The 24831-nt window shown below is 60.0% G+C and carries 18 protein-coding genes; 6 read left to right on the top strand and 12 right to left on the bottom strand.

Annotation, left to right across the window (positions count from 1 at the left end; translation table 11 throughout):
- Nucleotides 1-4: 4 nt before the first annotated feature.
- From hisC to mtnA, 5 genes are all read right to left on the bottom strand, one after another.
- Nucleotides 5-1117, bottom strand: coding sequence for a histidinol-phosphate transaminase (hisC, locus tag AC1RME_RS22530; RefSeq protein ID WP_007950914.1), 1113 nt, complete (start codon nt 1115-1117; stop codon nt 5-7).
- Nucleotides 1118-1129: 12 nt separating this feature from the next.
- The gene (gene pheA / locus AC1RME_RS22525; protein WP_007950913.1) at nt 1130-2224 is read right to left on the bottom strand and encodes a prephenate dehydratase; all 1095 of its coding nucleotides are present in this window, start codon (nt 2222-2224) and stop codon (nt 1130-1132) included.
- Nucleotides 2224-3309: a 3-phosphoserine/phosphohydroxythreonine transaminase gene (gene serC / locus AC1RME_RS22520; RefSeq protein ID WP_096821019.1), complete on the bottom strand. Its 1086-nt coding sequence runs from the start codon at nt 3307-3309 to the stop codon at nt 2224-2226. The genes pheA and serC overlap by 1 nt, the downstream gene beginning before the upstream one ends.
- Before the next feature lie 64 nt (nt 3310-3373).
- Nucleotides 3374-6157 (bottom strand): DNA gyrase subunit A, encoded by a 2784-nt coding sequence (gyrA, locus tag AC1RME_RS22515; protein WP_096821018.1) that lies wholly within the window; start codon nt 6155-6157, stop codon nt 3374-3376.
- A 424-nt stretch (nt 6158-6581) separates the two neighbouring features.
- Nucleotides 6582-7658: an S-methyl-5-thioribose-1-phosphate isomerase gene (gene mtnA, locus AC1RME_RS22510; RefSeq protein WP_096821017.1), complete on the bottom strand. Its 1077-nt coding sequence runs from the start codon at nt 7656-7658 to the stop codon at nt 6582-6584.
- 108 nt (nt 7659-7766) lie between these two features.
- On the opposite strand from mtnA, the gene AC1RME_RS22505 reads away from it, so the two are divergent.
- From AC1RME_RS22505 to AC1RME_RS22485, 5 genes are all read left to right on the top strand, one after another.
- Entirely contained in the window at nt 7767-9101 is a 1335-nt protein-coding gene (locus tag AC1RME_RS22505) for a TRZ/ATZ family hydrolase (RefSeq protein WP_096821016.1), read from the top strand.
- A 57-nt stretch (nt 9102-9158) separates the two neighbouring features.
- Nucleotides 9159-9857: a bifunctional 2-polyprenyl-6-hydroxyphenol methylase/3-demethylubiquinol 3-O-methyltransferase UbiG gene (gene ubiG / locus AC1RME_RS22500; protein WP_007950906.1), complete on the top strand. Its 699-nt coding sequence runs from the start codon at nt 9159-9161 to the stop codon at nt 9855-9857.
- A 4-nt stretch (nt 9858-9861) separates the two neighbouring features.
- On the top strand, nt 9862-10533 hold the full coding sequence (mupP, locus tag AC1RME_RS22495; protein WP_096821015.1) for an N-acetylmuramic acid 6-phosphate phosphatase MupP: 672 nt from the start codon (nt 9862-9864) through the stop codon (nt 10531-10533).
- A 67-nt stretch (nt 10534-10600) separates the two neighbouring features.
- On the top strand, nt 10601-11341 hold the full coding sequence (locus tag AC1RME_RS22490; protein WP_007950904.1) for a YciK family oxidoreductase: 741 nt from the start codon (nt 10601-10603) through the stop codon (nt 11339-11341).
- Nucleotides 11342-11703: 362 nt separating this feature from the next.
- Nucleotides 11704-12630, top strand: coding sequence for a GGDEF domain-containing protein (locus AC1RME_RS22485; RefSeq protein WP_096821014.1), 927 nt, complete (start codon nt 11704-11706; stop codon nt 12628-12630).
- A 65-nt stretch (nt 12631-12695) separates the two neighbouring features.
- Here AC1RME_RS22485 and AC1RME_RS22480 read toward each other — a convergent pair whose 3' ends face one another.
- Nucleotides 12696-13457 carry an iron-containing redox enzyme family protein gene (locus AC1RME_RS22480; protein WP_493073093.1) on the bottom strand — a complete coding sequence of 254 codons (762 nt, stop codon included), beginning with the start codon at nt 13455-13457 and terminating at the stop codon, nt 12696-12698.
- A gap of 79 nt (nt 13458-13536) precedes the next feature.
- Nucleotides 13537-15999 (bottom strand): EAL domain-containing protein, encoded by a 2463-nt coding sequence (locus AC1RME_RS22475; protein ID WP_096821012.1) that lies wholly within the window; start codon nt 15997-15999, stop codon nt 13537-13539.
- Nucleotides 16000-16217: 218 nt separating this feature from the next.
- Here AC1RME_RS22475 and AC1RME_RS22470 point away from each other — a divergent pair, with 218 nt between their 5' ends.
- Nucleotides 16218-20369, top strand: coding sequence for a hypothetical protein (locus AC1RME_RS22470; RefSeq protein WP_493091757.1), 4152 nt, complete (start codon nt 16218-16220; stop codon nt 20367-20369).
- Nucleotide 20370: 1 nt separating this feature from the next.
- Here AC1RME_RS22470 and AC1RME_RS22465 read toward each other — a convergent pair whose 3' ends face one another.
- The 5 genes from AC1RME_RS22465 to AC1RME_RS22445 form a co-directional block, all read right to left on the bottom strand.
- Entirely contained in the window at nt 20371-22188 is a 1818-nt protein-coding gene (locus AC1RME_RS22465) for an ABC transporter ATP-binding protein (protein ID WP_096821011.1), read from the bottom strand.
- A complete protein-coding gene (locus AC1RME_RS22460) occupies nt 22181-22783 on the bottom strand; it encodes a DsbA family protein (RefSeq protein ID WP_176504858.1) in 603 nt (200 codons plus the stop codon). Before AC1RME_RS22460 ends, AC1RME_RS22465 begins: the two co-directional genes overlap by 8 nt.
- 35 nt (nt 22784-22818) lie before the next feature.
- Nucleotides 22819-23760 (bottom strand): oxygen-dependent tRNA uridine(34) hydroxylase TrhO, encoded by a 942-nt coding sequence (trhO, locus tag AC1RME_RS22455; protein ID WP_096821010.1) that lies wholly within the window; start codon nt 23758-23760, stop codon nt 22819-22821.
- Between the two features lie 102 nt (nt 23761-23862).
- A complete protein-coding gene (locus AC1RME_RS22450; RefSeq protein ID WP_096821009.1) occupies nt 23863-24162 on the bottom strand; it encodes a BolA family protein in 300 nt (99 codons plus the stop codon).
- Between the two features lie 12 nt (nt 24163-24174).
- Nucleotides 24175-24693, bottom strand: a complete 519-nt coding sequence (locus AC1RME_RS22445) for a DUF2059 domain-containing protein (RefSeq protein ID WP_096821008.1) — start codon at nt 24691-24693, stop codon at nt 24175-24177.
- Nucleotides 24694-24831 lie beyond the last annotated feature (138 nt).

The following is a 24831-nucleotide window of genomic DNA, read 5'->3' as shown; positions in this document are numbered from 1 at the left end:
GACATCACCCACGAGCCAGAACCTTGCGCAGCGCTTCGAGGAAGCGGCTGTTTTCCGCCGGCAGACCGATGGTCACCCGCAGATGGTTCGGCATGCCGTAGTTGGCCACCGGACGCACGATCACGCCTTCGCGCAGCAGGCCCTGGAACACCGGAGCCGCCACCTGACCGAGGTCGACGCAGATAAAGTTGCCCTTGGACGGAATCCAGCTCAGGCCCAGCTCGCGGAAACCCGCTTCCAGCTGTTGCATGCCGGACTCGTTGAGCTGACGGCTCTGCGCCAGATATTCCTCGTCCTTCAGCGCCGCACACGCCGCAGCCAAGGCCAGGCTGTTGACGTTGAACGGCTGGCGTACGCGATTCAGCACATCCGCCACCACTGGCGTGGACAAACCGTAGCCAACCCGCAGCGCCGCCAGACCATAGGCCTTGGAGAAGGTGCGCGAGACCAGCAGGTTCGGGTAAGCCGCGAGGAAATCCAGACCATCCGGCAGATCGCTGCCTTCGGCGTATTCGATGTAAGCCTCGTCCAGCACCACCAGCACGTGCTCCGGCACGTCCTGCAGGAACTCGTCCAGCGCCTCGGCGCCGAACCAGGTACCGGTCGGGTTGTTCGGGTTGGCGATGAACACGACGCGGGTGTTGGCGTCGATGGCCGCCAGCATCGCTGGCAGGTCATGCCCCCAATCCTTGGCCGGAACGACCTTGGCCTGAGCCCCGACTGCCTGGGTCGCGATCGGGTAGACCGCGAACGCGTGCTCGCTGAACACCGCATTCAGGCCCGGCGCCAGGTAGGCACGCGCCACCAGCTCGAGAATGTCATTGGAGCCGTTGCCCAGGGTGACCTGGTTCAGCTCGACACGGCACTGCTCGGCCAGCAGGGATTTCAGCGCAAAACCGTTACCGTCCGGATAACGGGTCAGCTCATCCAGCGCTTCGCGGATCGCGGCCAGCGCCTTCGGGCTGGCGCCCAGCGGGTTTTCGTTGCTCGCCAGTTTGACGATGCTCGCCGGATCCAGATCCAGTTCGCGAGCCAGTTCGTCCACGGGCTTGCCCGGAACGTATGGCGAAAGTTGTTGCACGCCCGGCTGCGCCAGAGCGAGGAAGTTGCCACTCATTGCTACCACCCCTTAAAGAACTGCTTTCGGGTAGGAACCCAGCACCTTGAGTGCTACTGCTTCCTGACTGATCTTTTCCAGCACACCTTTGATCAGCGGATCACGGTGATGGCCGACGAAGTCGATGAAGAACACGTAGGTCCATTTACCGCTGCGCGACGGACGGGTTTCGATCCGGGTCAGGTCGATCCCGTTGTCATGGAACGGCACCAGCAGCTCATGGAGCGCGCCGGGCTTGTTGCTCATGGACACGATGATCGATGTCTTGTCGTCGCCGGTCGGCGGCACTTCCTGGTTACCGATCATCAGGAAGCGCGTGGAGTTGTCCGGACGATCCTCGATCTTCTCGGCCAGACGGGTCAGGCCATACAGCCCGGCCGCCATGTCACCGGCGATCGCCGCCGAGTTCCACTCACCCTTGACCCGCTTGGCCGCTTCGGCGTTGCTGGACACCGCCACGCGCTCGACATTCGGGTAATGGGCGTCCAGCCACTTGCGGCACTGGGCCAGCGACTGGGCGTGGGAATAAATGCGACTGATGCTGTCGGTCTTGGTGTTTTCACCAACCAGCAGATGGTGGTGAATCCGCAGCTCGACTTCGCCACAGATGACCATGTCGTGCTCGAGGAAGCTATCGAGGGTGTGGTTGACCGCACCTTCGGTGGAGTTCTCCACCGGCACCACGCCAAAATTCACCGCACCGGCCGCCACTTCGCGGAACACTTCGTCGATCGCTGCCATCGGCTTGCTGATCACCGCGTGACCGAAGTGCTTCATGGCCGCCGCTTGCGTGAAGGTGCCTTCCGGACCGAGGTAGGCTACTTTCAGCGGGTTCTCGAGGGCGAGGCACGAGGACATGATTTCGCGGAACAGCCGCGCCATCTCTTCATTGCCCAGCGGCCCCTTGTTGCGCTCCATCACACGCTTGAGGACCTGCGCCTCACGCTCCGGACGATAGAACACCGGCTGCTCGCCTTCGGCCAGACTGGCCATCTTGACCCGTGCAACCTCTTCGGCACAGCGTGCACGATCGCTGATCAGCTGGAGGATCTTCTCATCGAGGTTGTCGATGCGAACGCGCAGCGCCTTGAGCTCCTGCTCGGACATCAGGAATGCTCCTTCTCGAATTCAGCCATGTAGCCGACCAGAGCCTCGACAGCATCCAGGCCCAGGGCGTTGTAGATCGAGGCACGCATGCCGCCGACCGAACGATGGCCCTTGAGATTGAGCAGGCCGCGGGCGTCGGCGCCGGCCAGGAACGCCTTGTCCAGACGCTCGTCAGCCAGGCGGAACGGCACGTTCATCCACGAGCGGGCGTTGATGCTGATCGGGTTGGTGTAGAAATCGCTGTTGTCGATGAAGCCGTACAGGCGATCTTTCTTCGCCTTGTTGCGCTGCTCCATCGCGGCGACGCCACCCTGCTCCTTCAGCCACTCGAAAACGAGGCCCGAGAGGTACCAGGAATAGGTGGCCGGGGTGTTGTACATCGAACCGTTGTCGGCCGAGACCTTGTAGTCGAGCATGGTCGGGCACGAACTGCGGGCGCGGCCCAGCAGGTCCTCACGGACGATCACCACCACCAGACCGCTCGGGCCGATGTTCTTCTGCGCACCGGCGTAGATCAGACCGTACTGCGACACATCGATCGGGCGCGAGAGGATATCGGAGGACATGTCGACCACCAGCGGAACGTCACCGGCCTCGGGAACCCAGTCAAACTGCAGGCCACCGATGGTTTCGTTGGACGCATAGTGCAGATAGGCCGCACCCGGGGTCAGCTTCCACTCGTTCTGACCAGGAATGGCCAGGTAGTCATAAGGCTTGGCGCTGGCGGCAACGTTGATGTTGCCGAAGCGACGCGCTTCCTCGATGGCTTTCTTCGACCAGATGCCGGTTTCGACATAGTCGGCAGTGCCGTTCTCGGGCAGCAGGTTCAGCGGAATCTCGGCGAACTGCTGGCTCGCGCCGCCCTGCAGGAACAGCACTTTGTAATTGGAGGGGATGGACAGCAGGTCGCGCAGGTCCTGTTCGGCTTTCTCGGCAATGGCCACGTAGTCATCACTACGATGGCTCATTTCCATGACCGACAGACCCTTGCCGTGCCAGTCGAGCAGCTCGGACTGGGCACGCAACAGGACAGCTTCAGGCAGCGCAGCGGGACCTGCGCAGAAGTTAAAGGCTCGTTTGCTCACATCCACTCTCGCTATGCAATCACGGTAGCGGACAGAGCAAACACTCTGCCCTGCTACGGTTTGGTTAGTCTTGCGACTCTTCTTCGTCTGCGGCGTCCGCCTGCAGGTTGTCGACGGCATCGTCCGGTTCGGCGCCGATCACGCCTTCTTCCAGCTCGACACCTTCTTCACCCTCAAACTCTTCACCCTCGACTTCCGAAGGCTCCTGGACCCGCTCCAGACCAACCAGGGTTTCATCCTTGGCCAGCTTGATCAGGGTCACGCCCTGGGTGTTACGACCCAGACTGGAGACTTCGTCGACACGGGTACGCACCAGCGTGCCCTGGTCGGAAATCAGCATGATCTCTTCACCATCCTGCACCTGAACCGCGCCGACCAGACGGCCGTTACGTTCGTTGCTGACCATGGCGATAACGCCCTGACCGCCACGCTTGTATTCAGGGAACTCGGTGATCGCCGTGCGTTTGCCGTAGCCGCGCTCGGAAGCCGTCAGGATCTCGCTGCCTTCTTCCGGGATCAGCATGGAAATCAGCTTCTGCCCTTCTGGCAGACGCATGCCACGCACACCGCGAGCGGTACGGCCCATGGCGCGGACTTCCGATTCCTTGAAGCGCGTCACCTTGCCGCCGTCGGAGAACAGCATGATTTCCTGCTCGCCATCGGTGATGGCAGCGGAGATCAGGATGTCGCCTTCGTCCAGCTCCAGCGCGATCAGACCGACGCTGCGCTGACGGCTGAAGGCCACCAGCGGGGTCTTCTTGACGGTACCGTTGGCGGTCGACATGAAGATGAACGGTGCCTTCTTGCGGTCGGCAGCCTTGATACGTGCCTTGCGCTCTTCTTCGGTTTCGTTGCTGTTTTCGATTTCTTCTACATCAGCCTCGGCGCCTTCGGCTTCTTCTTCATCAGCCTGACGCTTCATGGCTTCGAGATCGACCGGCAGCATGGTGGTGATGTATTCACCGTCATCCAGCGGCAGCAGGTTGACCAGCGGACGACCACGGGCGGCGCGGGACGCTTCCGGAATCTCGTAGGTCTTGAGCCAGTACACCTTGCCCTTGCTGGAGAAAAGCAACAACGTGGTATGGCTGTTGGCAACCAGCAGGTGAGCGATGTAGTCCTCATCCTTCACGCCGGTAGCCGATTTGCCTTTACCGCCACGACGCTGAGCCTGGTACGCAGCCAGTGGCTGGGTCTTGGCATAGCCGCCGTGGGAGATGGTCACGACGCGCTCTTCTTCCGGGATCATGTCACCCAGGGTCAGATCGAGACGCGCATCGAGGATCTCGGTGCGGCGCACGTCGCCGTATTCGGCGCGGATCACTTCCAGTTCTTCGCGGATCACTTCCATCAGGCGCACGGCGCTGTTGAGGATGCGGATCAGCTCGCCGATCTGGTTGAGGATCTCTTGATACTCGGCCAGCAGCTTTTCGTGTTCCAGGCCGGTCAGGCGGTGCAGACGCAGTTCCAGAATGGCTTGCGCCTGTTCCGGCGACAGGAAGTACTTGCCTTCACGCAGACCGTATTGCGGATCGAGGTTTTCCGGACGGCACGAATCGGCACCGGCACGCTCGACCATCGCGACCACCGCCGAGGACTCCCACGGCGTGCTGACCAGCGCTTCCTTGGCTTCCGACGGCGTCGGCGAAGCCTTGATCAGCGCGATCACCGGGTCGATGTTCGACAGGGCTACCGCCTGACCTTCGAGGATGTGGCCACGCTCACGAGCCTTGCGCAGTTCGAACACCGTGCGGCGGGTAACGACTTCGCGACGGTGACGGACGAAGGCTTCCAGCAGATCCTTGAGGTTCAGGATGCGTGGACGACCGTCGATCAGCGCAACGATGTTGATGCCGAATACCGATTGCAGCTGGGTCTGGGCGTAGAGGTTGTTGAGGATCACCTCAGGCACTTCGCCGCGACGCAGCTCGATCACGACGCGCATACCGTCCTTGTCGGACTCGTCGCGCAGTTCGGTGATGCCTTCGAGTTTCTTCTCTTTTACCAGCTCGGCGATCTTCTCGATCAGACGCGCCTTGTTCAGCTGGTAAGGCAGCTCGGTGATGACGATCTGCTGACGGCCACCGACCTTGTCGATGTCTTCGATGATCGAACGGGCGCGCATGTAAATGCGGCCACGGCCGGTGCGGTAGGCTTCGATGATGCCGGCGCGACCGTTGATGATCGCGGCGGTCGGGAAGTCCGGACCGGGAATGTATTGCATCAGCTCATCGACGGTCAGCTCGGGATTGTCGATGAGGGCCAGGCAACCGTCGATGACTTCACCGAGGTTGTGCGGCGGAATGTTGGTCGCCATGCCCACGGCGATACCACTGGAACCGTTGACCAGCAGGTTCGGAACGCGGGTCGGCATGACCGCCGGGATCAGTTCGGTGCCGTCGTAGTTCGGCACCCAGTCCACGGTTTCCTTGTGCAGGTCGGCCAGCAGCTCGTGCGCCAGCTTGGTCATGCGCACTTCGGTGTATCGCATGGCCGCGGCGTTGTCGCCGTCCACCGAACCGAAGTTGCCCTGACCGTCCACCAGCAGATAACGCAGCGAGAATGGCTGCGCCATACGAACGATGGTGTCGTACACCGCGGTATCACCGTGCGGGTGATACTTACCGATCACGTCACCGACAACACGGGCAGATTTCTTGTACGGCTTGTTGAAGTCGTTGCCCAGCTCGCTCATCGCGAACAGCACGCGACGGTGCACGGGCTTCAAGCCATCGCGCGCATCCGGCAGTGCACGGCCGACGATCACGCTCATCGCGTAATCGAGATAGGACTGTTTCAGCTCGTCTTCGATATTGACCGGGAGGATTTCTTTGGCCAGTTCGCCCATGAGAAGCCTGATTCCTTTTTCTGGTGAAACTTCGCCATATCCATAGGGGACGCACGAAGCTCGTCGATGCAGGCTGAGTGCCATGCGCCGACTTACGACAAATCAACAAGTTGACCCTGGATTTGCGCAGTGAAGACAACCCCGTGGGACTGCCTCGGAAAACGCCGGATGTTATCACAAGAGCCGCCACGCACCTATCCCCCAGATGCGCATGGAGCATAGTTAGATGACCGATGACAGGCTTAACGGGGACGAGAGAGGCTCAGAGCTTCTCCGAATGCAAATTTCGAGACGAAATTGCGGATGTTTATTGACTTTCAAGGCCCCATCGCTGGCAAGCCGGCTCCCACAGGATCCGTGTCGGACACAAAACCTGTAGGAGCCAGCCTGCTGGCGATGGCCATTTAGCGGGCAGTGAACACCCTTAATGCAGGCGCTTGCGGCACATCAACTGGGCCATTTTCGCGGTGTCCGGGCGCTCGACGATGCCCTTTTCGGTGACGATCGCATCGATCAGGTCCGCCGGCGTCACGTCAAATACCGGGTTGAACGCTTCGACATCCGCCCCGACGCGCTTGCCGCCGACTTCCAGCAACTCGGCGCCGTCGCGCTCCTCGATCGGAATGTCATCACCGCTGGCCAGATTCATGTCGATGGTCGAACTCGGCGCCACCACCATGAAACGCACGCCGTGGTGCATGGCGTTGACCGCCAGTTGATAGGTGCCGATCTTGTTCGCCACGTCGCCGTTGGCGGTGATCCGGTCGGCGCCGACGATCACCCAGGTCACGCCTTTGGTTTTCATGATGTGCGCGGCAGCCGAGTCGGCATTGAGCGTTACCGGAATGCCTTCGTTGGCCAGCTCCCACGCGGTCAGGCGCGAGCCCTGTAGCCACGGCCGGGTTTCGTCGGCATAGACACGCTCGACCATACCTTCGATGAACGCCGCGCGGATCACCCCGAGCGCCGTGCCGAAACCGCCTGTGGCCAGGGCGCCGGTATTGCAGTGGGTCAGGATCGCCTGAGCATTGCCCTGATGTTTGCGGATCAGGTCGACGCCGAGCTGAGCCATGGTCAGGTTGGCTTCACGATCGCTTTCATGAATGGCGATGGCTTCGGCTTCGAGCGCCGCCAGCGGATCGGCGTTGTCCTTCAGGCGATCCAGCCGGTCATGCATGCGATTCAACGCCCAGAACAGGTTGACCGCGGTCGGACGGGAATCGGCCAACAGCATGAAATCCTCTTCCAGCGCCGCATACCAGTCGCCACCTTCGGCAATCCGTGTACGGGCCGCCAGCACGATGCCGTACGCAGCACTGATGCCGATCGCCGGCGCACCGCGCACCACCATCGAGCGAATCGCTTCGGCCACGCCGGCGGCGCTGGTGTAGGCGATCCAGTTTTCCTCGAATGGCAAAACGCGCTGATCCAGCAGGTGGAGCGCGCCATCACGCCAATCGATGGCCTTCACTTTCTCCGCAGCCAACAGTCGATCGCGCATCCCTCACCCCGCACTCATGAACAAAAGCCGCCGATTATAGCGATCCCCCCGCGAAGACGCTCGGGTATACTTCGCCATCCTTTACAAAAGCACTGGAACCGACCCTCGATGCCGAAACCTGCCATTGCGCTCGACTTATTATTGCTGCCGACCTGGCTGGTACCCGTCGAACCCGCAGGCGTTGTGCTCAAGGAGCATGGCCTGGGCATCCGCGACGGTCGCATCGTGTTCATCGGCCCGCGCGCCGAAGCCTTGAAGTGTAACGCCGCCGAAGTCCGCGAATTGCCGGACGTACTGCTCAGCCCCGGCCTGATCAACGCTCATGGCCATGCAGCCATGACCCTGTTCCGCGGCCTCGCTGACGATCTGCCGTTGATGACCTGGCTGGAAAACCATATCTGGCCCGCCGAAGGCAAATGGGTCGATGAAGATTTCGTGCGTGACGGCACTGACCTGGCCATCGCCGAGCAGATAAAAGGTGGCATCACCTGTTTCTCGGACATGTATTTCTTCCCGAAGGTTGCCAGTGAGCGCGTGCACAACAGCGGAATCCGTGCGCAGATCGCCATTCCGATCCTCGATTTCCCGATTCCGGGCGCTGCCAGCGCCGATGAAGCCATTCGTCAGGGCGTCGAACTGTTCGGCGATCTGAAGCATCACGAACGTATCAAGATTACCTTTGGCCCTCACGCACCCTACACCGTCGGCGATGAGAACCTGGAAAAAATCCGCGTGATCGCCGAAGAGCTGGACACCTCGATTCACATGCACGTCCACGAAACCGCTTTCGAAGTGCAACAGGCCGTTGAACAGCGCGGCGAACGCCCGCTGGCCCGCCTCGGCCGACTTGGCCTGCTCGGGCCGCGCTTCCAGGCCGTGCACATGACCCAGATCAGCGATGACGACCTGGCGTTGCTGGTAGAAAGCAACACCAATGTGATCCATTGCCCGGAGTCGAACCTGAAACTGGCCAGCGGCTTCTGTCCGGTCGAGCGCCTGTGGCAGGCCGGGGTCAACGTCGCGATCGGCACCGATGGCGCGGCGAGCAACAATGATCTGGACCTGCTGGGCGAAACCCGCACGGCTGCACTGTTGGCCAAGGCTGTTGCTGGCTCGGCCACCGCGCTGGACGCCCATCGGGCGCTGCGCATGGCCACGCTGAACGGCGCGCGGGCCTTGGGGATCGAAGCCGAGACCGGCTCCCTGGAACTCGGCAAGGCCGCGGACATTGTCGCGTTCGACCTGTCCGGCCTGGCACAACAACCGGTCTATGACCCGGTCTCGCAGCTCATATACGCCACCGGCCGGGACTGTGTGAAACACCTGTGGGTCGCCGGCAAGCAATTACTCGACGACCGGCGCCTGACGCGCCTGGACGAACAGCAGCTGGGCGAAACCGCCCGGGCCTGGGGCCGTCGCATCAGCGGCCACACCGAATCGTAAACACCCCGGGGCAAACTCCGGGGCTACAGCCTTTTTCAAGTTTTAGAGGATTGAATCATGAGCAACGTCGACCACGCCGAAATCGCCAAATTCGAAGCACTGGCCCATCGCTGGTGGGACCGCGAAAGCGAGTTCAAACCGCTGCACGACATCAACCCGCTGCGGGTCAACTGGATTGACGAGCGCGTCAACCTGGCTGGCAAGAAAGTCCTCGACGTCGGTTGCGGTGGCGGCATCCTCAGCGAAGCCATGGCCCAGCGCGGCGCGACCGTGACCGGCATCGACATGGGCGAAGCGCCGCTGGCGGTCGCACAACTGCATCAGCTGGAATCCGGCGTGAACGTCGAATACCGGCAGATCACCGCCGAAGCCCTGGCCGAAGAAATGCCCGAGCAGTTCGACGTCGTCACCTGCCTGGAAATGCTCGAACACGTGCCGGACCCATCGTCGGTGATCCGCGCCTGCTTCCGCATGGTCAAGCCTGGTGGCCAGGTGTTCTTCTCCACCATCAACCGCAACCCGAAGGCGTACCTGTTCGCCATCGTCGGCGCCGAGTACATCATGAAGTTGCTGCCACGCGGCACCCACGACTTCAAGAAATTCATCCGCCCATCCGAGCTGGGTGCGTGGAGCCGCATGGCCGGCCTCACCGTCAAGGACATCATCGGTCTGACCTACAACCCGCTGACCAAGCACTACAAACTGGCGGCGGACGTTGACGTCAACTACATGATCCAGACCCTGCGCGAGGAGTAAGCCGATGGCCATCAGAGCAGTCCTTTTCGACATGGACGGCACGCTGCTCGACACCGCGCCGGATTTCATCGCCATTTGCCAGGCGATGCGCGCGGATCGCGGTTTGCCGCCAATGAACGACAAGCACATCCGCGACGAAATCTCCGGCGGCGCCAAGGCCATGGTCGCAGTGACGTTTTCGATGGATCCGGAATCACCGGGCTTCGAGGAGTTACGCCTTGAGTTCCTCGAGCGCTACCTCGCCGGCTGCGCCGTGCACAGCAAGCTGTTCGACGGCATGGGCGAAGTGCTGGCCGACATCGAAAAAGCCAATCTGGTCTGGGGTGTGGTCACCAACAAGCCATTGCGCTTCGCCGAACCGATCATGCAGCAACTGGGGCTGGCCGAGCGCTCGGCCCTGCTGATCTGCCCGGATCACGTGAAGAACAGCAAACCGGATCCCGAGATGCTGATCCTCGCCTGCAAGATGCTTGATCTGGATCCATCGAGCGTTCTGTTTATCGGCGATGATCTGCGCGATATCGAATCCGGCCGTGACGCGGGCACCAGGACTGCCGCCGTGACCTATGGCTACATTCACCCGGACGACAACCCGCGGCACTGGGGCGCGGACGTGGTGGTGGATCATCCGCTGGAGTTGCGCAAGGTGCTGGATAACGCACTCTGCAGTTGCTGAATCGTGTCCACTGCATTCCCATGCCGGTCGTGGGAGCGATCAGAAGTTAATGGATTAGAGGTTTTATATGTTTGATTACTCCGCTCGCCCCGAATTGCTCAAGGATCGGGTCATTCTGGTCACCGGTGCCGGTCGCGGCATCGGTGCGGCGGCCGCCAAGACCTACGCGGCCCACGGTGCGACCGTGTTGCTGCTGGGCAAGACCGAAGCCAACCTGACCCAGGTCTACGACGAGATCGAAGCGGCCGGGCATCCGCAGCCGGCGGTGATCCCGTTCAACCTCGAAACCGCCCTGCCCCATCAATACGATGAGCTGGCGGCGATGATCGAGACCGAGTTCGGCCACCTCGACGGTCTGCTGCACAACGCCTCGATCATCGGCCCGCGTACGCCGATCGAACAGCTGTCCGGTGAAAACTTCATGCGCGTCATGCAGGTCAACGTCAACGCGATGTTCATGCTGACCAGCACCCTGTTGCCGCTGCTCAAGCTCTCGCAGGACGCCTCGGTGGTGTTCACCTCCAGCAGCGTCGGGCGCAAGGGCCGCGCGTACTGGGGTGCCTATGGCGTGTCCAAGTTCGCCACCGAAGGGCTGATGCAAACCCTGGCCGACGAAGTCGAAAACGTCGCCCCGGTGCGCTCCAACAGCATCAACCCGGGCGCCACCCGCACCAGCATGCGCGCTCAGGCTTACCCGGGCGAAAACCCGCTGAACAACCCGACTCCGGAAGAGATCATGCCGGTCTATCTGTACCTGATGGGCCCGGACAGCACGGGTATCAACGGCCAGGCATTCAACGCTCAGTAGTGCCATACGTCGCATTTGTTGCCGCGGCGGATTCCCGTCGCGGCAGGCATTTGCCGCTTTGCGCAGGCCTGTTTCAGTCAAATAACCACCACCCCTCTCCTCGCAAAAAACTCAAGCCTTTGATTCGCAACGGTTTTAATAAAACCTGAACTGAATGGCACGACTTTCGCTCTACATTCCCTGAAAGCACGCCGAGTGAAGGCAGTCGGGCAAGGCCTGATTCGATAGCTGACTAATCGTCATCGGGCAGACTAAACTTACGCCAAATGTCCTACGGGACTGATGGATCAGTATGACGCGCAGCCCATAGCCGCTCTCACCCAGCCTGTAAGACAGACTTACTGCTTAGGGGCTCACGCCATATGAAATCACCCTCCCAGACCACTGCAATTGACTTCGACAGTGCCAAATTGCAACGCCTGGGCTTTGGTCAGTTGCCTCCGCTTCTGGAGCGACCTGTCAGCCTGGCGCAATTGCGCCAGCAAATGAGCCTGCAACTGCAAACCAGCCTTGAGCCCCAACGTATCCTGGGTCTGTTCTTCCGCGAAGTTCAGCGTCTGGTGCCGCTCGATGCCTTGAGCTATGTGCACAGCGGCAGTGACTTGCGCCTGGAATTCGGCGCCCGTGGTCATCATTCCGCCAGCTACAGCCTCAGCCACGACGGCGAACACATGGGCGAACTGGTGTTTCGCCGCAACCAGCGTTTCAGCGAGCAGGAACTGGGCAATCTGGAGTCACTCCTGTCGTCCCTGCTGTACCCGATGCGCAATGCGCTGCTCTATCGTGTCGCGACGCAAACCGCGCTGCGCGATCCATTGACCGGCGCTGGCAACCGCATCGCCATGGAGCAGACCCTGCAGCGGGAAATCGAGATGTCGCGTCGACACCTGCAACCGTTGTCGCTGCTGATGCTGGACATCGACCATTTCAAACAGGTCAACGACAGCCATGGCCACACGGCCGGCGATGAAGTGCTCAAAGCCGTCGCGGCATCGATCAAGGATCAGTTGCGCAACGTCGACATGGTATTTCGCTATGGCGGGGAAGAGTTCCTGATCCTGCTGTCCAACACCAGCCGCGAAGCCGCCGCAATGGTTGGCGAACGCCTGCGCTATGCAGCACAAGCCCAGGACTACTACGCCGATGGCCAGTTGATCGAACTGACCGTGAGCCTCGGTTGTTCGACCCTGCTGCCGGGCGAATCCGCTGACAGCCTGCTGCGCCGCGCCGACAGCGCGCTGTACGTCGCCAAGCGCGAGGGACGCAATCGCCTGACAATGGCCGGCTGAACCTTATCAGGCCAATAAAAAACGGGAGCACACAGGCTCCCGTTTTTTTATGGATGTCGCCGAAACTAGCTCTCGACCAGCGCCCGTCGCTCGCGCCCGACCAGCACCCGCTCCGTCAACTCCAGCTGCATGCAGCGCTCGAGGAACAGGTACATGTAGTCATAGCTCTTGCACACGGCCTGGCGCAGTTCCACCTGCAAGGCCCGACTCGGGTTCATCCCGGCCAGGGTGCAGATGATTTCCAGCGCTTCCCACGGGTGGGCATCATCGTACTGGGCGTGCATCTTCAGCCACTTCATGGCCCGCTTGCGGTCTTCTTCAGGGAAAGCGGCGGCGTACACACCGGTCGAACAGACCAGCGCCGACCACTCCCCGGTCGCGCCCTCGATCGCATAGTTGGTGGCGGCAATGGCCACGATCAGCGAATCCGCCGAACTGGTGTGCCAGCACCAGTGACTCAGGGCATGCAATTCCGGCGGCACTTGCTGGGCCTGCAGGTCTTCCAGGCTCACGCCGTGGGCCCGACTCCAGTTCACCCAGTAATCGGCATGGTTGAGTTCGACGCGGATGTTGCGCATCAGCCAGCGCCGCGCCATGTCTTCACCCGGGTGACGGGCGAACTTGGTCTTGGTGAGATTCTGCGCCATGTACAACGCGAACTGCTCAACGACGGGCCAGCCCCCGATCAGGTACTGGCGCATGGTCTTGGCGCTGAGCTTGTTATCACGCATGCGCAGGTAAAGTTCATGTTCGACAACCCGGCGTTTGCTCTCGCTGCAATCCTGAATCAACTGTTGTGCCCAGGCAGGATAACTTGCAGCTTCCATGAGTGGTCCGGTTCGGTTGAATGTGTCGATCACTGTTCGGCTCCTTTTGATTTGTGATTGTAAGGATCGGCGAGAGACTTCAACGGAACGTGCCAGGCGCCTTGAACAACAGCGGCTGCGGTCTGGCGGGCCGACTTTGCAAACTGTCGCAGGTAAACAATTGCGGGCGTTCGATGACATAACCCTGAGCGTAATCCACGCCGATTTCAAGCAATGCCTGCTCGATCTGGGCTGTTTCGACAAACTCGGCAATTGTCTGCTTACCCATGACATGCCCGATGTGGTTGATCACTTCGACCATAGCGCGGTTAATCGGGTCGTCCAGCATATCCTTTACGAAACTCCCGTCGATCTTCAGGAAGTCTACAGGCAAATGTTTCAAATAAGCGAATGAAGACATTCCGGCGCAAAAGTCGTCCAGCGAGAAGTAACAACCCAAGCCTTTGAGTTCATTAATAAATCGGATTGCACTGCCAAGATTTGCAATGGCACTGGTTTCTGTAATTTCAAAACAAATCATTTCAGGAGGAACGGAATAGTTATCAAACTGTTCTCGCAGAAAGTGCAAGAACGCGTCATCTCCGATAGTAATGCCTGAAAGATTAATCGCACACATTGCCAGAGGCCGTTCGCACTCTTCGTTAATACATTGAGCAATTACCTTAAATACATTCTGCACAACCCAGCGATCGAGTGACGTCATCAAACCGTAACGCTCGGCCGCCGGTATGAAACTGTCCGGCAGAATCATCCGACCCGCCTCGTCATGCAGGCGCAACAGAATTTCAATGTGCCCGCCCGCGCCACCGGCCACCGAACCCAACGGGGCGATTTCCTGGGCATAGAGACAGAAGCGGTTTTCCTCCAGGGCCATGTGCAGGCGCTGTACCCAGGCCATCTCGCCGAAACGCAGGGACAGTTCCGAGTCGTCGGCATGGTAGACCTGCACCCGGTTGCGGCCCTTTTCCTTGGCCATGTAGCAGGCCATGTCGGCCGCCCGCAGCGAGGCTTCAAGGGTGGTTGGCGTTTGCGCGACATGCACCAGACCAATGCTGACGGTGGTCAGGAACGGCCGCCCCTTCCAGACGAAATGCAGGTTCTGCACCGTCTGACGCAACCCCTCGGCGATCTTCTCGGCCGCCTCCGGTGCGCAGTTCTCCAGCAGGATGCCGAACTCGTCGCCGCCCAGCCGCGCCAGCGTGTCGCCCTCGCGCAGGCCTGATTGCAGCAACGCACAGATATGCCGCAGCAACTCATCGCCCGCCGCATGCCCGCAGGTGTCATTAACCAGTTTGAACTGATCGAGATCGAGGAACATCAGCGCATGTCGCCCGGGCTGCCGCGTCAGATTGTGCAAGGCCTGCTCGAGGCGGTATTCGAACTCGCGTCGGTTGGCCAGCCCAGTCAGTGCATCGTGAGTCGCCTGCCACGACAGATTGGCGATGTATTGCCGCTCCTGCGTCATGTCGTGCAACACCAGCACTGTCCCGCTGACCTTGCCCGCATTGCGGATCGGCGCGCCGACCAGAGTCACCGAAACGGTGCTGCCGTCCAGTCGCTGGATCAGCTTCGAGTGTTCGCTGCCGCCGGTGAGCTTGCCACTGAGAATGTGCTCGATCAGGGTCAGCCCTTCGGTCTGGGCATTGTCATCCAGCAAATTGAACAACGCCGCCAGCGGCAGACCGGCAGCCTGCTCGGCCTTCCAGTGTGTCAACGCCTCGGCGGCCGGGTTCATGTAGTCGATCGCACCGCTCACATCGGTGGTGATTACCCCATCGCCAATCGAATGCAGCGTGACATGCGCGCGATCCTTTTCCAGTTGCAGTGCTTCGGCGAAGGCATGCCGCTGCTTCAGCAGTTTGCGGGTGCGCAGCAGCGCCAGCACGATCAGGCCCAGCGCGGTGGCGAGGTTGGTGAACAGCAGCAGGCGCAGAATCACCCGTGACCCCTCACCAAGCGCATCACTGAAAGCCTTGGCGGCAGGCGTCACGCCATCGTTGATCGCAAAGATCCGGTCTTTCCAGCGCCGGATATCGGCATCAGTGGCGGCATTGGCGGTGATGCGTCGGTGCATCTCCTGCGCCACGTCATCGAGCTCCACCAAGTAGGCATCGCCCAGCGTCCAGCGGTCGATGGCGGTTTCCAGATAACTGAAGTGACGGAAATTCAGGTACAGCCAGATCAGGCTGGAGACATCGTCCGGGTGGTTGCCGCCCTTGAGGATGCCCTCGCGCGCCGCTTGCAGGTCGGGCGGTTGCTTGTCCAGTGCCAGGCGCAACTGATGGCCGCCCTGAGGCACGGCGATTGCGTTCTGGTATTTGAGATAAATCGCCTCGTCTCGGCTGTCGGCATACAGATTGAGGTAATAGATCGCGTCTTTCTGACCCTTGGACCAGAGGCTCTCGCCCGCGACATAGCCGCGAACGGCCGACAGGACGTAAAGGCTCACGCCCCCCAGCAAGGCTTGAAACAACACGACGGCGATAAATGGCCAGACGATGCCCAGCAACCGAGGCGTTCCGAGAGTCCGCTTTTGTTTCATTGGATTCCTTGCGTGGTCACTGCCTGATCGTCCGTCTCTATCAGACCAACCTCCAAAGACTAGGAGGCGTTCGAGGTTCCGGCAAGCGGCGGATCAGCCCTGATTCAGTACAAACGCAGGGTTATATATATGTAACGCCATACAAGTTGCTGACGGCGTTTTATTGGCACTCCAGTTCCCCCCTCTCAGGGCAGGAAATCGTTCTCGCGGAGTGCAGCATGACATCGACCCCTCTCGCTACAACCGACGCACCGGACACCCAGGAGTTTCGTGCCAGACAGGCATTGGGACTTGATCAGGGCCCCGACATCGAAGACCTGGTTCCCACGCCCGACACACGGGACCAGAAACACTACAAGGCTCTAAAACGCGCATCGCCTCAGCTTGCGCTGTCCATGCCCATGCAAATGTACATGGCAAAAATCACCGATAACCGTATCGTCGACACCGTAACGAGCGTTATGAGCGGCCAGTCCACGTTGATAAAGCATCTGGGCGCAGACGTCCTTTCGAGCGCGTCCGTCGAGCAACTGCGCGCGACACCGTCGGTATGGCTGCAGAAAATACTCGACTCGACTCAAGCAACGGCACTGACCGAGCAGCTGTTGAAACAACTCAAGTGGTACGGTGCAGACCCCGGCGAACAGACTCCAGCGTCCATCCGCTACCAACTCTTGTGTAAAGCCATCCGCCTCTATGTGCGGGCGCCTTCGGTCGATCACCCACACGCACTCGAAGGCTTCAGTTGGCAAGACCCGGCACACTGGGGCAAAAGCTACCAGACCCTGCGCAGTGCTTTCGAACAGCACCTGCTGAAAGCTCGGCGCGCTGCCGATAGCAAAGAAGCAATAGTGCTGGCCCATGTGCTGTACACCCGCGAGGCAAAAGATTTCACCGTGGGCGACATACCGTCCGATCTTCACTACAAGAGCTCGGTGGTGTGGGTCAATTTCATGCATGGCGTGTTGCTGGCTGACGAACTTGGCCTTGATGGACCGCAGCCGCTTTCTTTTCAACAGCTCGTCAATCTGCCTCTGGAGCGCAGCACGAACGCTTCAACCGAGGAATTTGAAAAAATTACGCGACTGAGACTGAGCCCGGCACTCGACTGGGCAGTCTGCATGGGCATCGTTCAGTCACGAGAAGCATCCGACTACACCGAGGAGGAAATCAAACGAGCAATGGCGGCGCTGGAAAACCAGAGTGAAAGCCTGAACAAGGCCGTGCAATCACTGGAACTACGCCCGCCGGACAGATTGCAGATGGCCAAGCAAATGAAAGACGACGCCCTGGGTAGCCATGTACTGGAGACGGACGGACGCAAACTCCTGCGAGACGATCCGCCGGCCGCTCTGGGGCACAGAGACATGCCGTCACTGAAACTGGAAGGGTACGGGTTTCTGGATCTCTATGCCGACGGACAGCTCGATGATGGAAAGCGATGGTTTTTCACCGAGCCAGATGGAAAAACTCGAACCCTCGAAACCTTTCGAATGGACAAAGATCGGTACTTTTACTCGGAACGCAAAGTACACGAAATCTATCGGCCGATGTTTACCGGAGGGATCGTTCGCAACCTTTCCGGCAAACCGCTGCCGGATGTCAATGCGGAGTTTGCATCGGCGTTCGACAAGCACCTGACCACCATCAGATCTGCGTACAAGACCTTGATTCTCAGTCTGCTGGTATCCCTGCCGCTGGCTGATCGCCGGACGCTGGAACAAGGTGATATAGAGGTGCTGGGCCTGCGTGCAAAAACAAGACCGGGCATTCATACAGAACCTCTGGCGAGAAAAGGTTTCGTACTGAAGGTGCTACTGGACGGCCAGTTCAGCTATTACGAGGTCATCCCGAGCGCAGGTTTCATTCGTCAGAGAACCGGACTGAGGTTTTCGACCATGAATGGAGTGTTCACCGAGTTTCCGTTGCACGCGGTCATCCCCGGACAAACCTTTTCAAGCAAGGACAGCATGTCGCTACTGCTTGACTGGGATGCTCATGCCAAAGGTTCCATCCCCGCCGCTCGGCATTACTACATAGGATTTCTCGATGTCGTGGCCCGAGTATCGCGGGGCTCGGCCGTTAAAGACGCAGCGGGAACAGGGCTGGAATCCTCCCGACTGATTGCACTGGCAGACCACATCGCCACGCATTTTCTTTACGTCGATGAACAGCATCTGCGCATTCAGGCCCGCGGCGTGACGACCTTCGATACCATCCGGGCAAAAATCGAGAACCGGCTTGCAGTGTTCGAGGCGATCGTTAAGAGCTTTATACCGTTCTGGGGCAGCATTGATGATCTCTCCTCGGAGGGAACCGGGAACAAAGTCATGGGCGGTCTGGGATTACTGCTCGATCTGGCGTCCTTCCTCTTCCCTGTGGGCAAGTTCATCTCGGGTTCGGTACGACTGGCCCGGGCCGGCGCCAGCGTCACAGGCATGGTGGTCAAAGCCAGCCTGCCATCTTTCTCAACCCTGTCGCGCAAGTTGATAACCTCCACACTGAAAAACCTCAACCCGCTGGATGGCATCCCGACACTGGCAAAGTCACTTGCACTCGGCACCGGCAAAGGGTTGCTTGCCGCAGGCCGGCTGGGTCTCGGGGGCATCCGTCGACTGACCGGGCAGGTCGACAACTACCGTCTGATTCACAACCTGCCACAGGCCATGGACCCCGGCCACTGGAAACCACTGACCCAGGGCGATCAACTGGCGAGCATCAATGGCGTAGACGACATCCTCGTACGCAACACCAGTCCAACAGACCTGAGCCGATTCCACCTTGTTGATCCTGCCACGTCCTTGCCCTATGGCCCGCGCCTGAGCAACAACCCTGGTCACCTGATCCACGGCCAATCCACCTTCAAAACCTTGCCACCCTCTGAATCCCACGTGCTCGCCGAACTCCCGGAAAGCGCCCACATTCGTGAAGTGCTGGAGGTCGATGGTCGAACCACGCTATTGATTGATGACATCCCTTATCGACTGAATGGTGATCAATTGCGCCGCGCCGACCTGATCGATGAAACGTCGATGTTCAAATCCATACCTTGCCGGGCGCGACGAGCACCGGGCAGCGATGTATGCAAAACGAGTTATGTCACCCGGACTCCAGCGCCGACGCCTCCCCCGAACAGTCAAGACACAAGCAAGGGATGGGCGCCGTGGTTCGGCGATACCATTTACACACCGGCCATCTCATCTCAGCCATTACTGACAAGCGCCATCAAGACCTACAAGCAACTCAATGCATCATTGGAGTTTCAAAAGGGAATCTATGCGCGCATCAAGGTTCGCCTGCCCTACGATCGCTCAAAAAGGTTCGATACTCTTGAAGTCGGAGCGATCATCGTTCCCGCGAAAGATGACTCGAAACACTATGTATTCACCCGCCTCAACGCCGGGGATTTTTACGTCGCCGAACGCTTGCCCGGACAGACTCTTTCCGATCCTCTGGTTTTACGCAAGGCACAAACCCTGCCTGTAGAACTGGCGGAGGAACTGAAGACGGTTTATACCGGGTCGCTCAATGCCAACAACACGGCACGGATCCACACGGTTACAGAGGTCGAGCGCGCCCTGAAAACCATGGATGAGATCGCTATTCCACTCGGCACGACCGCTAATCCGTCTGCTGGCATGAAATGGCTGAAGGTGGACACCAGCCCCGGTGAAGCACTGATGTTCGACCATTCGACGCGAATGATCGTAGCAAAGCGCGCCGAAGGTGCCACCACGTGGGCACGAAGCAAGGACGCTCCAGAGGCTTTGCGGCAGCGAACGGCGGAAATTTTCGACACCCTGTTTCTGTCACCGGCGATCAAGCCACCCGTTGCCAACGTGTCGCTGCGCATCGAAGACACAATGCAAAGACTGCAAAACCTGCTGAGCCGATTCGACCGTACAGACAATGCCCGAAACATTGCCTATGTCGAGGTCATCAACGCTAAGGGCGCACGCGAAATTTACGTGAGTGTTTCTGGCGCTAATGGCACAACCAAACACCTGCCCATCTTTCGCCACTTGGGTACCAGCCACGTAAAAATCGGCGACACCACGTACATCAACGTCGATTACAACCTGACTGTCGGCAAGACGAACCTGGAGTTGACCGACAAAGGGCGCCTGACTGCTGTGCCACTGACCATCAAGGACATCGACACCTACACACCAGCACTGGCAGCACGACCGACCTCACTGGACAGTGAAAGCAAATTGATTCGTGTGATACGTGATAAGTACCCTGATCCACTAGAGCTGAGATCGGTTGACATCGCTACCACGATGCCACCCTGCGGGTCTTGCTCACTGGTCATGAAGGAGTTCGGTCACAGAGGCGAAGCAGACGCACTGCAGGTTCTCTGGAAATGACTTACATCCGCTGCAAATGCCCATACAGCTTGGCGTACAACCCGCCATCGGCAATCAGTTGCTGATGGTCGCCATCCTCGGCCACTTGCCCGCCGTCGAACACCAGCACCCGGTCCGCCTGCTTCACCGCCGACAAGCGGTGGGCGATGATCAGCGTGGTGCGGCCATGGAGAAAGCGCGCCATGGCCTGGTGCAGGTTGTATTCGGTGGCGGCGTCGAGGGCCGAGGTGGCTTCGTCGAGGATCACCACTTTCGGCTCGGCGAGGATCATCCGCGCAATCGCCAGACGCTGCCGCTGGCCGCCGGACAGGCGCACGCCGGAGCGGCCGACGATGCTGTCGAGTCCATCCGGCAAGGCGCGGATAGTCGCTTCAAGCTGGGCGATTTCCAGTGCCTGCCAGCACGCTTCGTCACTGCGGGTACGGCCCATGGTCAGGTTGGCGCGTACGGTGTCGTTGAACAGCGCCGGATGCTGCAGCACCACCGCGACATTTTCCCGAACTGTTTCCAGGCCGATTTCCTGCTGGGTCGATCCGCCGAAACGAATGGTGCCGGCCAGCGGTGTGTACAGACCCAGCAGCAGTTGCACTAGGGTGCTTTTGCCGCCGCCGCTGGCGCCGACAATCGCCACTTTTTCGCCCGGTGCGATGGACAGGTTCATCTGATCCAGCACCAGTTCATCGCCGTAACCAAAGCTCAGACCCTGCACCTCGATGCCAACGGTATCGCGGCCCTTGAACGGATCGACGCCGCCCGGGTATTGCGGCTCGTCGGCGCGAGCCAGCAGTTCGTTGATCCGGGTCAGCGCACCGCCGGCGGCGTAATAGGCGTATTGCAGGTTCAGCAGTTGTTCGACCGGGCCGATCATGAACCACAGGTAGCTGAACACCGCGAGCATCTGGCCGATCGACAGGTCGGAGAACAGCACCGTGAGCATCGCCGCTGCGCGGAAAATGTCGATGCCGAACTGGAACAGCAGACCGCTGGCCCGGTTGGAGGCGTCGGTCTTCCATTGCGAATTGACCGCGTAATTGCGCACTTCCTGGGCTCGCAGGCCGAGGCGCCCGAGGAAAAAGCCCTGTCGGTTGCCGGCGCGCACTTCCTGGATCGCATCGAGGGTTTCGCTCAGCGCCTGGGTGAAACGCGAGGTGCTGTCGTTCTCCAGCTTCTTCAGGTGCTTGACCCGTTTGCCCAACTGCACCGTGGCGTAGATCACCAGCGGGTTGAACAACAGGATCAGCAGCGCCAGTTTCCAGTGCATCCACATCAGGATGCTGGCCGTGCCGACCAGCGTCAGCATCGCCACCAGGAAACGACTGAGGGTTTCGCCGACAAACTTGTCGAGGGTGTCGAGGTCGGTGACCAGGTGCGTGGTGACCGTACCGCTGCCCAAGCTTTCGTATTCACCCAGGGAGATCCGTTTCAGACGCTCGATCAGCCGCACGCGGATGCGATAAACGATGTCCTTGGCCAGTCGCGCAAACAACCGCGCCTGCAACACGCCAAAACACAGGGCACTGCAGCGCAGGGTCAACGTCACCACCAGCATCAGGCCGATGTAGCCTGCCGCCTGCTGCCACATCGTCGGCAGCGCATGGTTCATGACTTTCAGTGCGGCATCGCCATGGCCAAGCAGGACTTCGTCCACCAGCAACGGCAGCAGCAACGGAATCGGCACGCTGCACAGCGTCGCCAGTACGGCCACGCCGTTGGCGATCCACAGGGATTTTTTGTGATGAAGAGCCAGACGCCGGACTTCAGCCCAGCTCAGCCGGTCGACACGCTTGACGGCTGGCGTGTCATCGGCCGGGTCAGACACAGGCGGCGCGCTCCAGCCATCGGCCGAGCAGCGGCGACAGTTCACTGAGCGGCTGGTAACCGTTGGTCAGCAACGCCAGCTGGCCATTGCGCTCGGCGAGCAGGGTCGGAAATCCGGCGATTCCCAGGTCCTGAACCCAACTGAAATCGGCCTGGGTCGCCTTGTGTTGATCGGCATGATCAAACAGGGCAGCAAATTCGATGCGGGGGACGCCGGCCTTCTCTGCCAGCTCCACCAGAACGCTGGCCTGGGTGACATCGCGACCTTCAGCGTAAAACGCGTGCTGGATCAACCCGACCAGTTTCCACGCGCAATCCGGCGCCAGGCTGCGCGCGGTGACAATGGCCCGGCAGGCTGGCTCGGTGTCGTAGACAAAGCCGTCCGGCAACGCGCCTTCCAGCTTGAACGGCTGGCCGGTGGCCTCGGTGACCGCCTGCCAGTGCTCGAGAATGTAGCGCCGGGTGGTCGGCTCCAGCGCCGCACCGCTGCCGGTGCGCAACCCGCCGACCACCAGGTGCAGCTCCACCCCGGCTGCCTGCGCCTGCTCCACCAATGCCTTGGCCACCGGGGCAAATCCCCAGCACCACGAACACATCGGATCCATCACATAGAGCAGGCGTGCAGACATGATTAAGCCTCGGTGGATGCTTGCTTATAGTTGTAGCCGATCGGGTGCGGCATGTTGCGCGCTTTTGCCAGTTCGATCTGTTTCTGACGGTCGATGGCGCTGCGGCGAGTCTTCTCGCTCAGGGTGTCCCAGCAGTGCGGGCAGCTGATGCCAGCCACGTAATGCTCAGAAGCGCGATCTTCAACGCTGACCGGGGTACGGCAGGCATGGCACTGATCGTAGTCGCCTTCGCTCAGGTCATGGCGCACGGTCACGCGGTTGTCGAACACAAAGCAGTCGCCCTGCCATTTGGTCTCTTCCTGCGGCACCTCTTCGAGGTACTTCAGGATGCCGCCCTTGAGGTGGTAAACCTCTTCAAAGCCTTCGCCCAGCATGTAGCTCGAGGCTTTCTCGCAGCGGATGCCACCGGTGCAGAACATCGCGACCTTCTTGTGCACGGCCGGGTCGAAGTGTTCTTTGATGTAGTCGGGGAATTCGCGAAAACTGGTGGTTTTCGGATCGATGGCGCCTTCGAAGGTGCCGATCGAGACTTCGTAATCGTTGCGGGTGTCGATCAGCAGCACTTCCGGATCGCTGATCAGCGCGTTCCAGTCCTGCGGCTCGACGTAGGTGCCGACCTTCTTGTTCGGATCGACGCCTTCGACGCCCAGGGTCACGATCTCTTTCTTGAGCTTGACCTTGGTGCGATAGAACGGCTGCTCGTCGCAATACGATTCCTTGTGATCGATATCGATCATGCGCGGATCGTTGCGCAGCCAGGCCAGCAGCCCGTCGATGCCTTCACGGCTGCCGGACACCGTGCCGTTGATGCCTTCTTCGGCGATCAGCAGGGTGCCTTTGATGCCGTTGTCGACCATCGCTTGCAGCAAGGGCTCGCGCAGGTTGACGTAATCTTCGAGGGTGACGAACTTGTACAGTGCCGCCACGACAATCGGTTGTGTCATGGGTATTTCTCCAGGTGGCTACCCTCGTAAAGGGTGAACCGGATGCGAAAAAAAACGCGCCGGGTGAGCGGCGCGTTGCGGATTCTAGCAAAAAACCGACGTTTAATGCTTGCTGCCGCCGGCACAGGTCGGCGACGCCGGAGCGGCGCCCACCTCTGACCATTCCTGCGGGGTGTAGGTGTGCAGCGCCAACGCATGGAACTCGCCCATCAGCTCGCCGAGCGTGCCGTAGACTTTCTGGTGGCGCTTGACCCGGTTCAGACCTTCGAACTGCGCGCTGACCACCACTGCCTTGAAGTGGGTCTGCAACCCGCGACTGTGCATGTGGCTTTCGTCCAGCACTTGCAGATGCTCAGGCTGAAGCAGCGCCAGCGTCGATTCGATGCGTTGTTGCATGGTCATCACGAACTCCGCTTACTTCTTCTTGGCCGGAGCAGCGCCTTTCGGTGCCAGCTCGTTGGTCATGTCGTCCAGCAATTTGTTGACGACCGGTACTGCGCTTTCCAGTTTGGCCTGGGTCATCTGGGCCGATTGCTGAGTCAGCTGCGGCATTTTTTCCAGGACTTTCTTGCCCAGTGGCGACTGGTAGAACGCGACCAGGTCTTTCAATTCCTGTTCGCTGAAGGTGCTGGTGTAGAGCTTGACCATGTCCGGCTTCAGCTTGTTCCAGCCGATGGCCTGGTCCAGGGCGGCGTTGGCCTTGGCCTGGTAGGTATCCAGTACGGTTTTCTTGGATTCCGGCGCCTTGGTCTGTTCAAAACGCTGGGCAAACATCTGCTGCACTTGCATGTACACCGGAGTGCCCAGCTTGTCAGCGTGCGCCAGGGTCAGGAAAGTTTCGGCACTGGCGTTGTGGCTGGCGGTATCGGCGAACACCTGGCCGCTGGCGCAAACCAGGGCAACCGCGGTGCAGATGGCACGAAGACGAGTCATCGAGTTTCCTTTTCAGCTAGGCGAGGTAAAACCCCAAGGGCGACCATTCTGCGCCTGAATAACGCTGCGGCTCAACCCCCGAGCCTTGCCGCGCTTGATTGGCGGGGCCTGGCGGGGCAACAATCGAGCGGATGGAAC

Source organism: Pseudomonas sp. GW822-FHT03F08, assembly GCF_058801265.1.
This window is presented reverse-complemented; position numbering and strand designations above follow the sequence as displayed.

What these genes read in the sequence shown, in the direction of transcription:
- AC1RME_RS22450 (WP_096821009.1), bottom strand. Translation starts at nt 24,162, where the DNA reads ATGACCATGCAACAACGCATCGAATCGACGCTGGCGCTGCTTCAGCCT.
- AC1RME_RS22490 (WP_007950904.1), top strand. Translation starts at nt 10,601, where the DNA reads ATGTTTGATTACTCCGCTCGCCCCGAATTGCTCAAGGATCGGGTCATT.
- AC1RME_RS22480 (WP_493073093.1), bottom strand. Translation starts at nt 13,457, where the DNA reads ATGGAAGCTGCAAGTTATCCTGCCTGGGCACAACAGTTGATTCAGGAT.
- mtnA (WP_096821017.1), bottom strand. Translation starts at nt 7,658, where the DNA reads ATGCGCGATCGACTGTTGGCTGCGGAGAAAGTGAAGGCCATCGATTGG.
- AC1RME_RS22470 (WP_493091757.1), top strand. Translation starts at nt 16,218, where the DNA reads ATGACATCGACCCCTCTCGCTACAACCGACGCACCGGACACCCAGGAG.
- hisC (WP_007950914.1), bottom strand. Translation starts at nt 1,117, where the DNA reads ATGAGTGGCAACTTCCTCGCTCTGGCGCAGCCGGGCGTGCAACAACTT.
- AC1RME_RS22485 (WP_096821014.1), top strand. Translation starts at nt 11,704, where the DNA reads ATGAAATCACCCTCCCAGACCACTGCAATTGACTTCGACAGTGCCAAA.
- pheA (WP_007950913.1), bottom strand. Translation starts at nt 2,224, where the DNA reads ATGTCCGAGCAGGAGCTCAAGGCGCTGCGCGTTCGCATCGACAACCTC.
- trhO (WP_096821010.1), bottom strand. Translation starts at nt 23,760, where the DNA reads ATGACACAACCGATTGTCGTGGCGGCACTGTACAAGTTCGTCACCCTC.
- mupP (WP_096821015.1), top strand. Translation starts at nt 9,862, where the DNA reads ATGGCCATCAGAGCAGTCCTTTTCGACATGGACGGCACGCTGCTCGAC.
- AC1RME_RS22445 (WP_096821008.1), bottom strand. Translation starts at nt 24,693, where the DNA reads ATGACTCGTCTTCGTGCCATCTGCACCGCGGTTGCCCTGGTTTGCGCC.
- AC1RME_RS22505 (WP_096821016.1), top strand. Translation starts at nt 7,767, where the DNA reads ATGCCGAAACCTGCCATTGCGCTCGACTTATTATTGCTGCCGACCTGG.
- gyrA (WP_096821018.1), bottom strand. Translation starts at nt 6,157, where the DNA reads ATGGGCGAACTGGCCAAAGAAATCCTCCCGGTCAATATCGAAGACGAG.
- ubiG (WP_007950906.1), top strand. Translation starts at nt 9,159, where the DNA reads ATGAGCAACGTCGACCACGCCGAAATCGCCAAATTCGAAGCACTGGCC.
- AC1RME_RS22460 (WP_176504858.1), bottom strand. Translation starts at nt 22,783, where the DNA reads ATGTGTTCGTGGTGCTGGGGATTTGCCCCGGTGGCCAAGGCATTGGTG.
- AC1RME_RS22475 (WP_096821012.1), bottom strand. Translation starts at nt 15,999, where the DNA reads ATGAAACAAAAGCGGACTCTCGGAACGCCTCGGTTGCTGGGCATCGTC.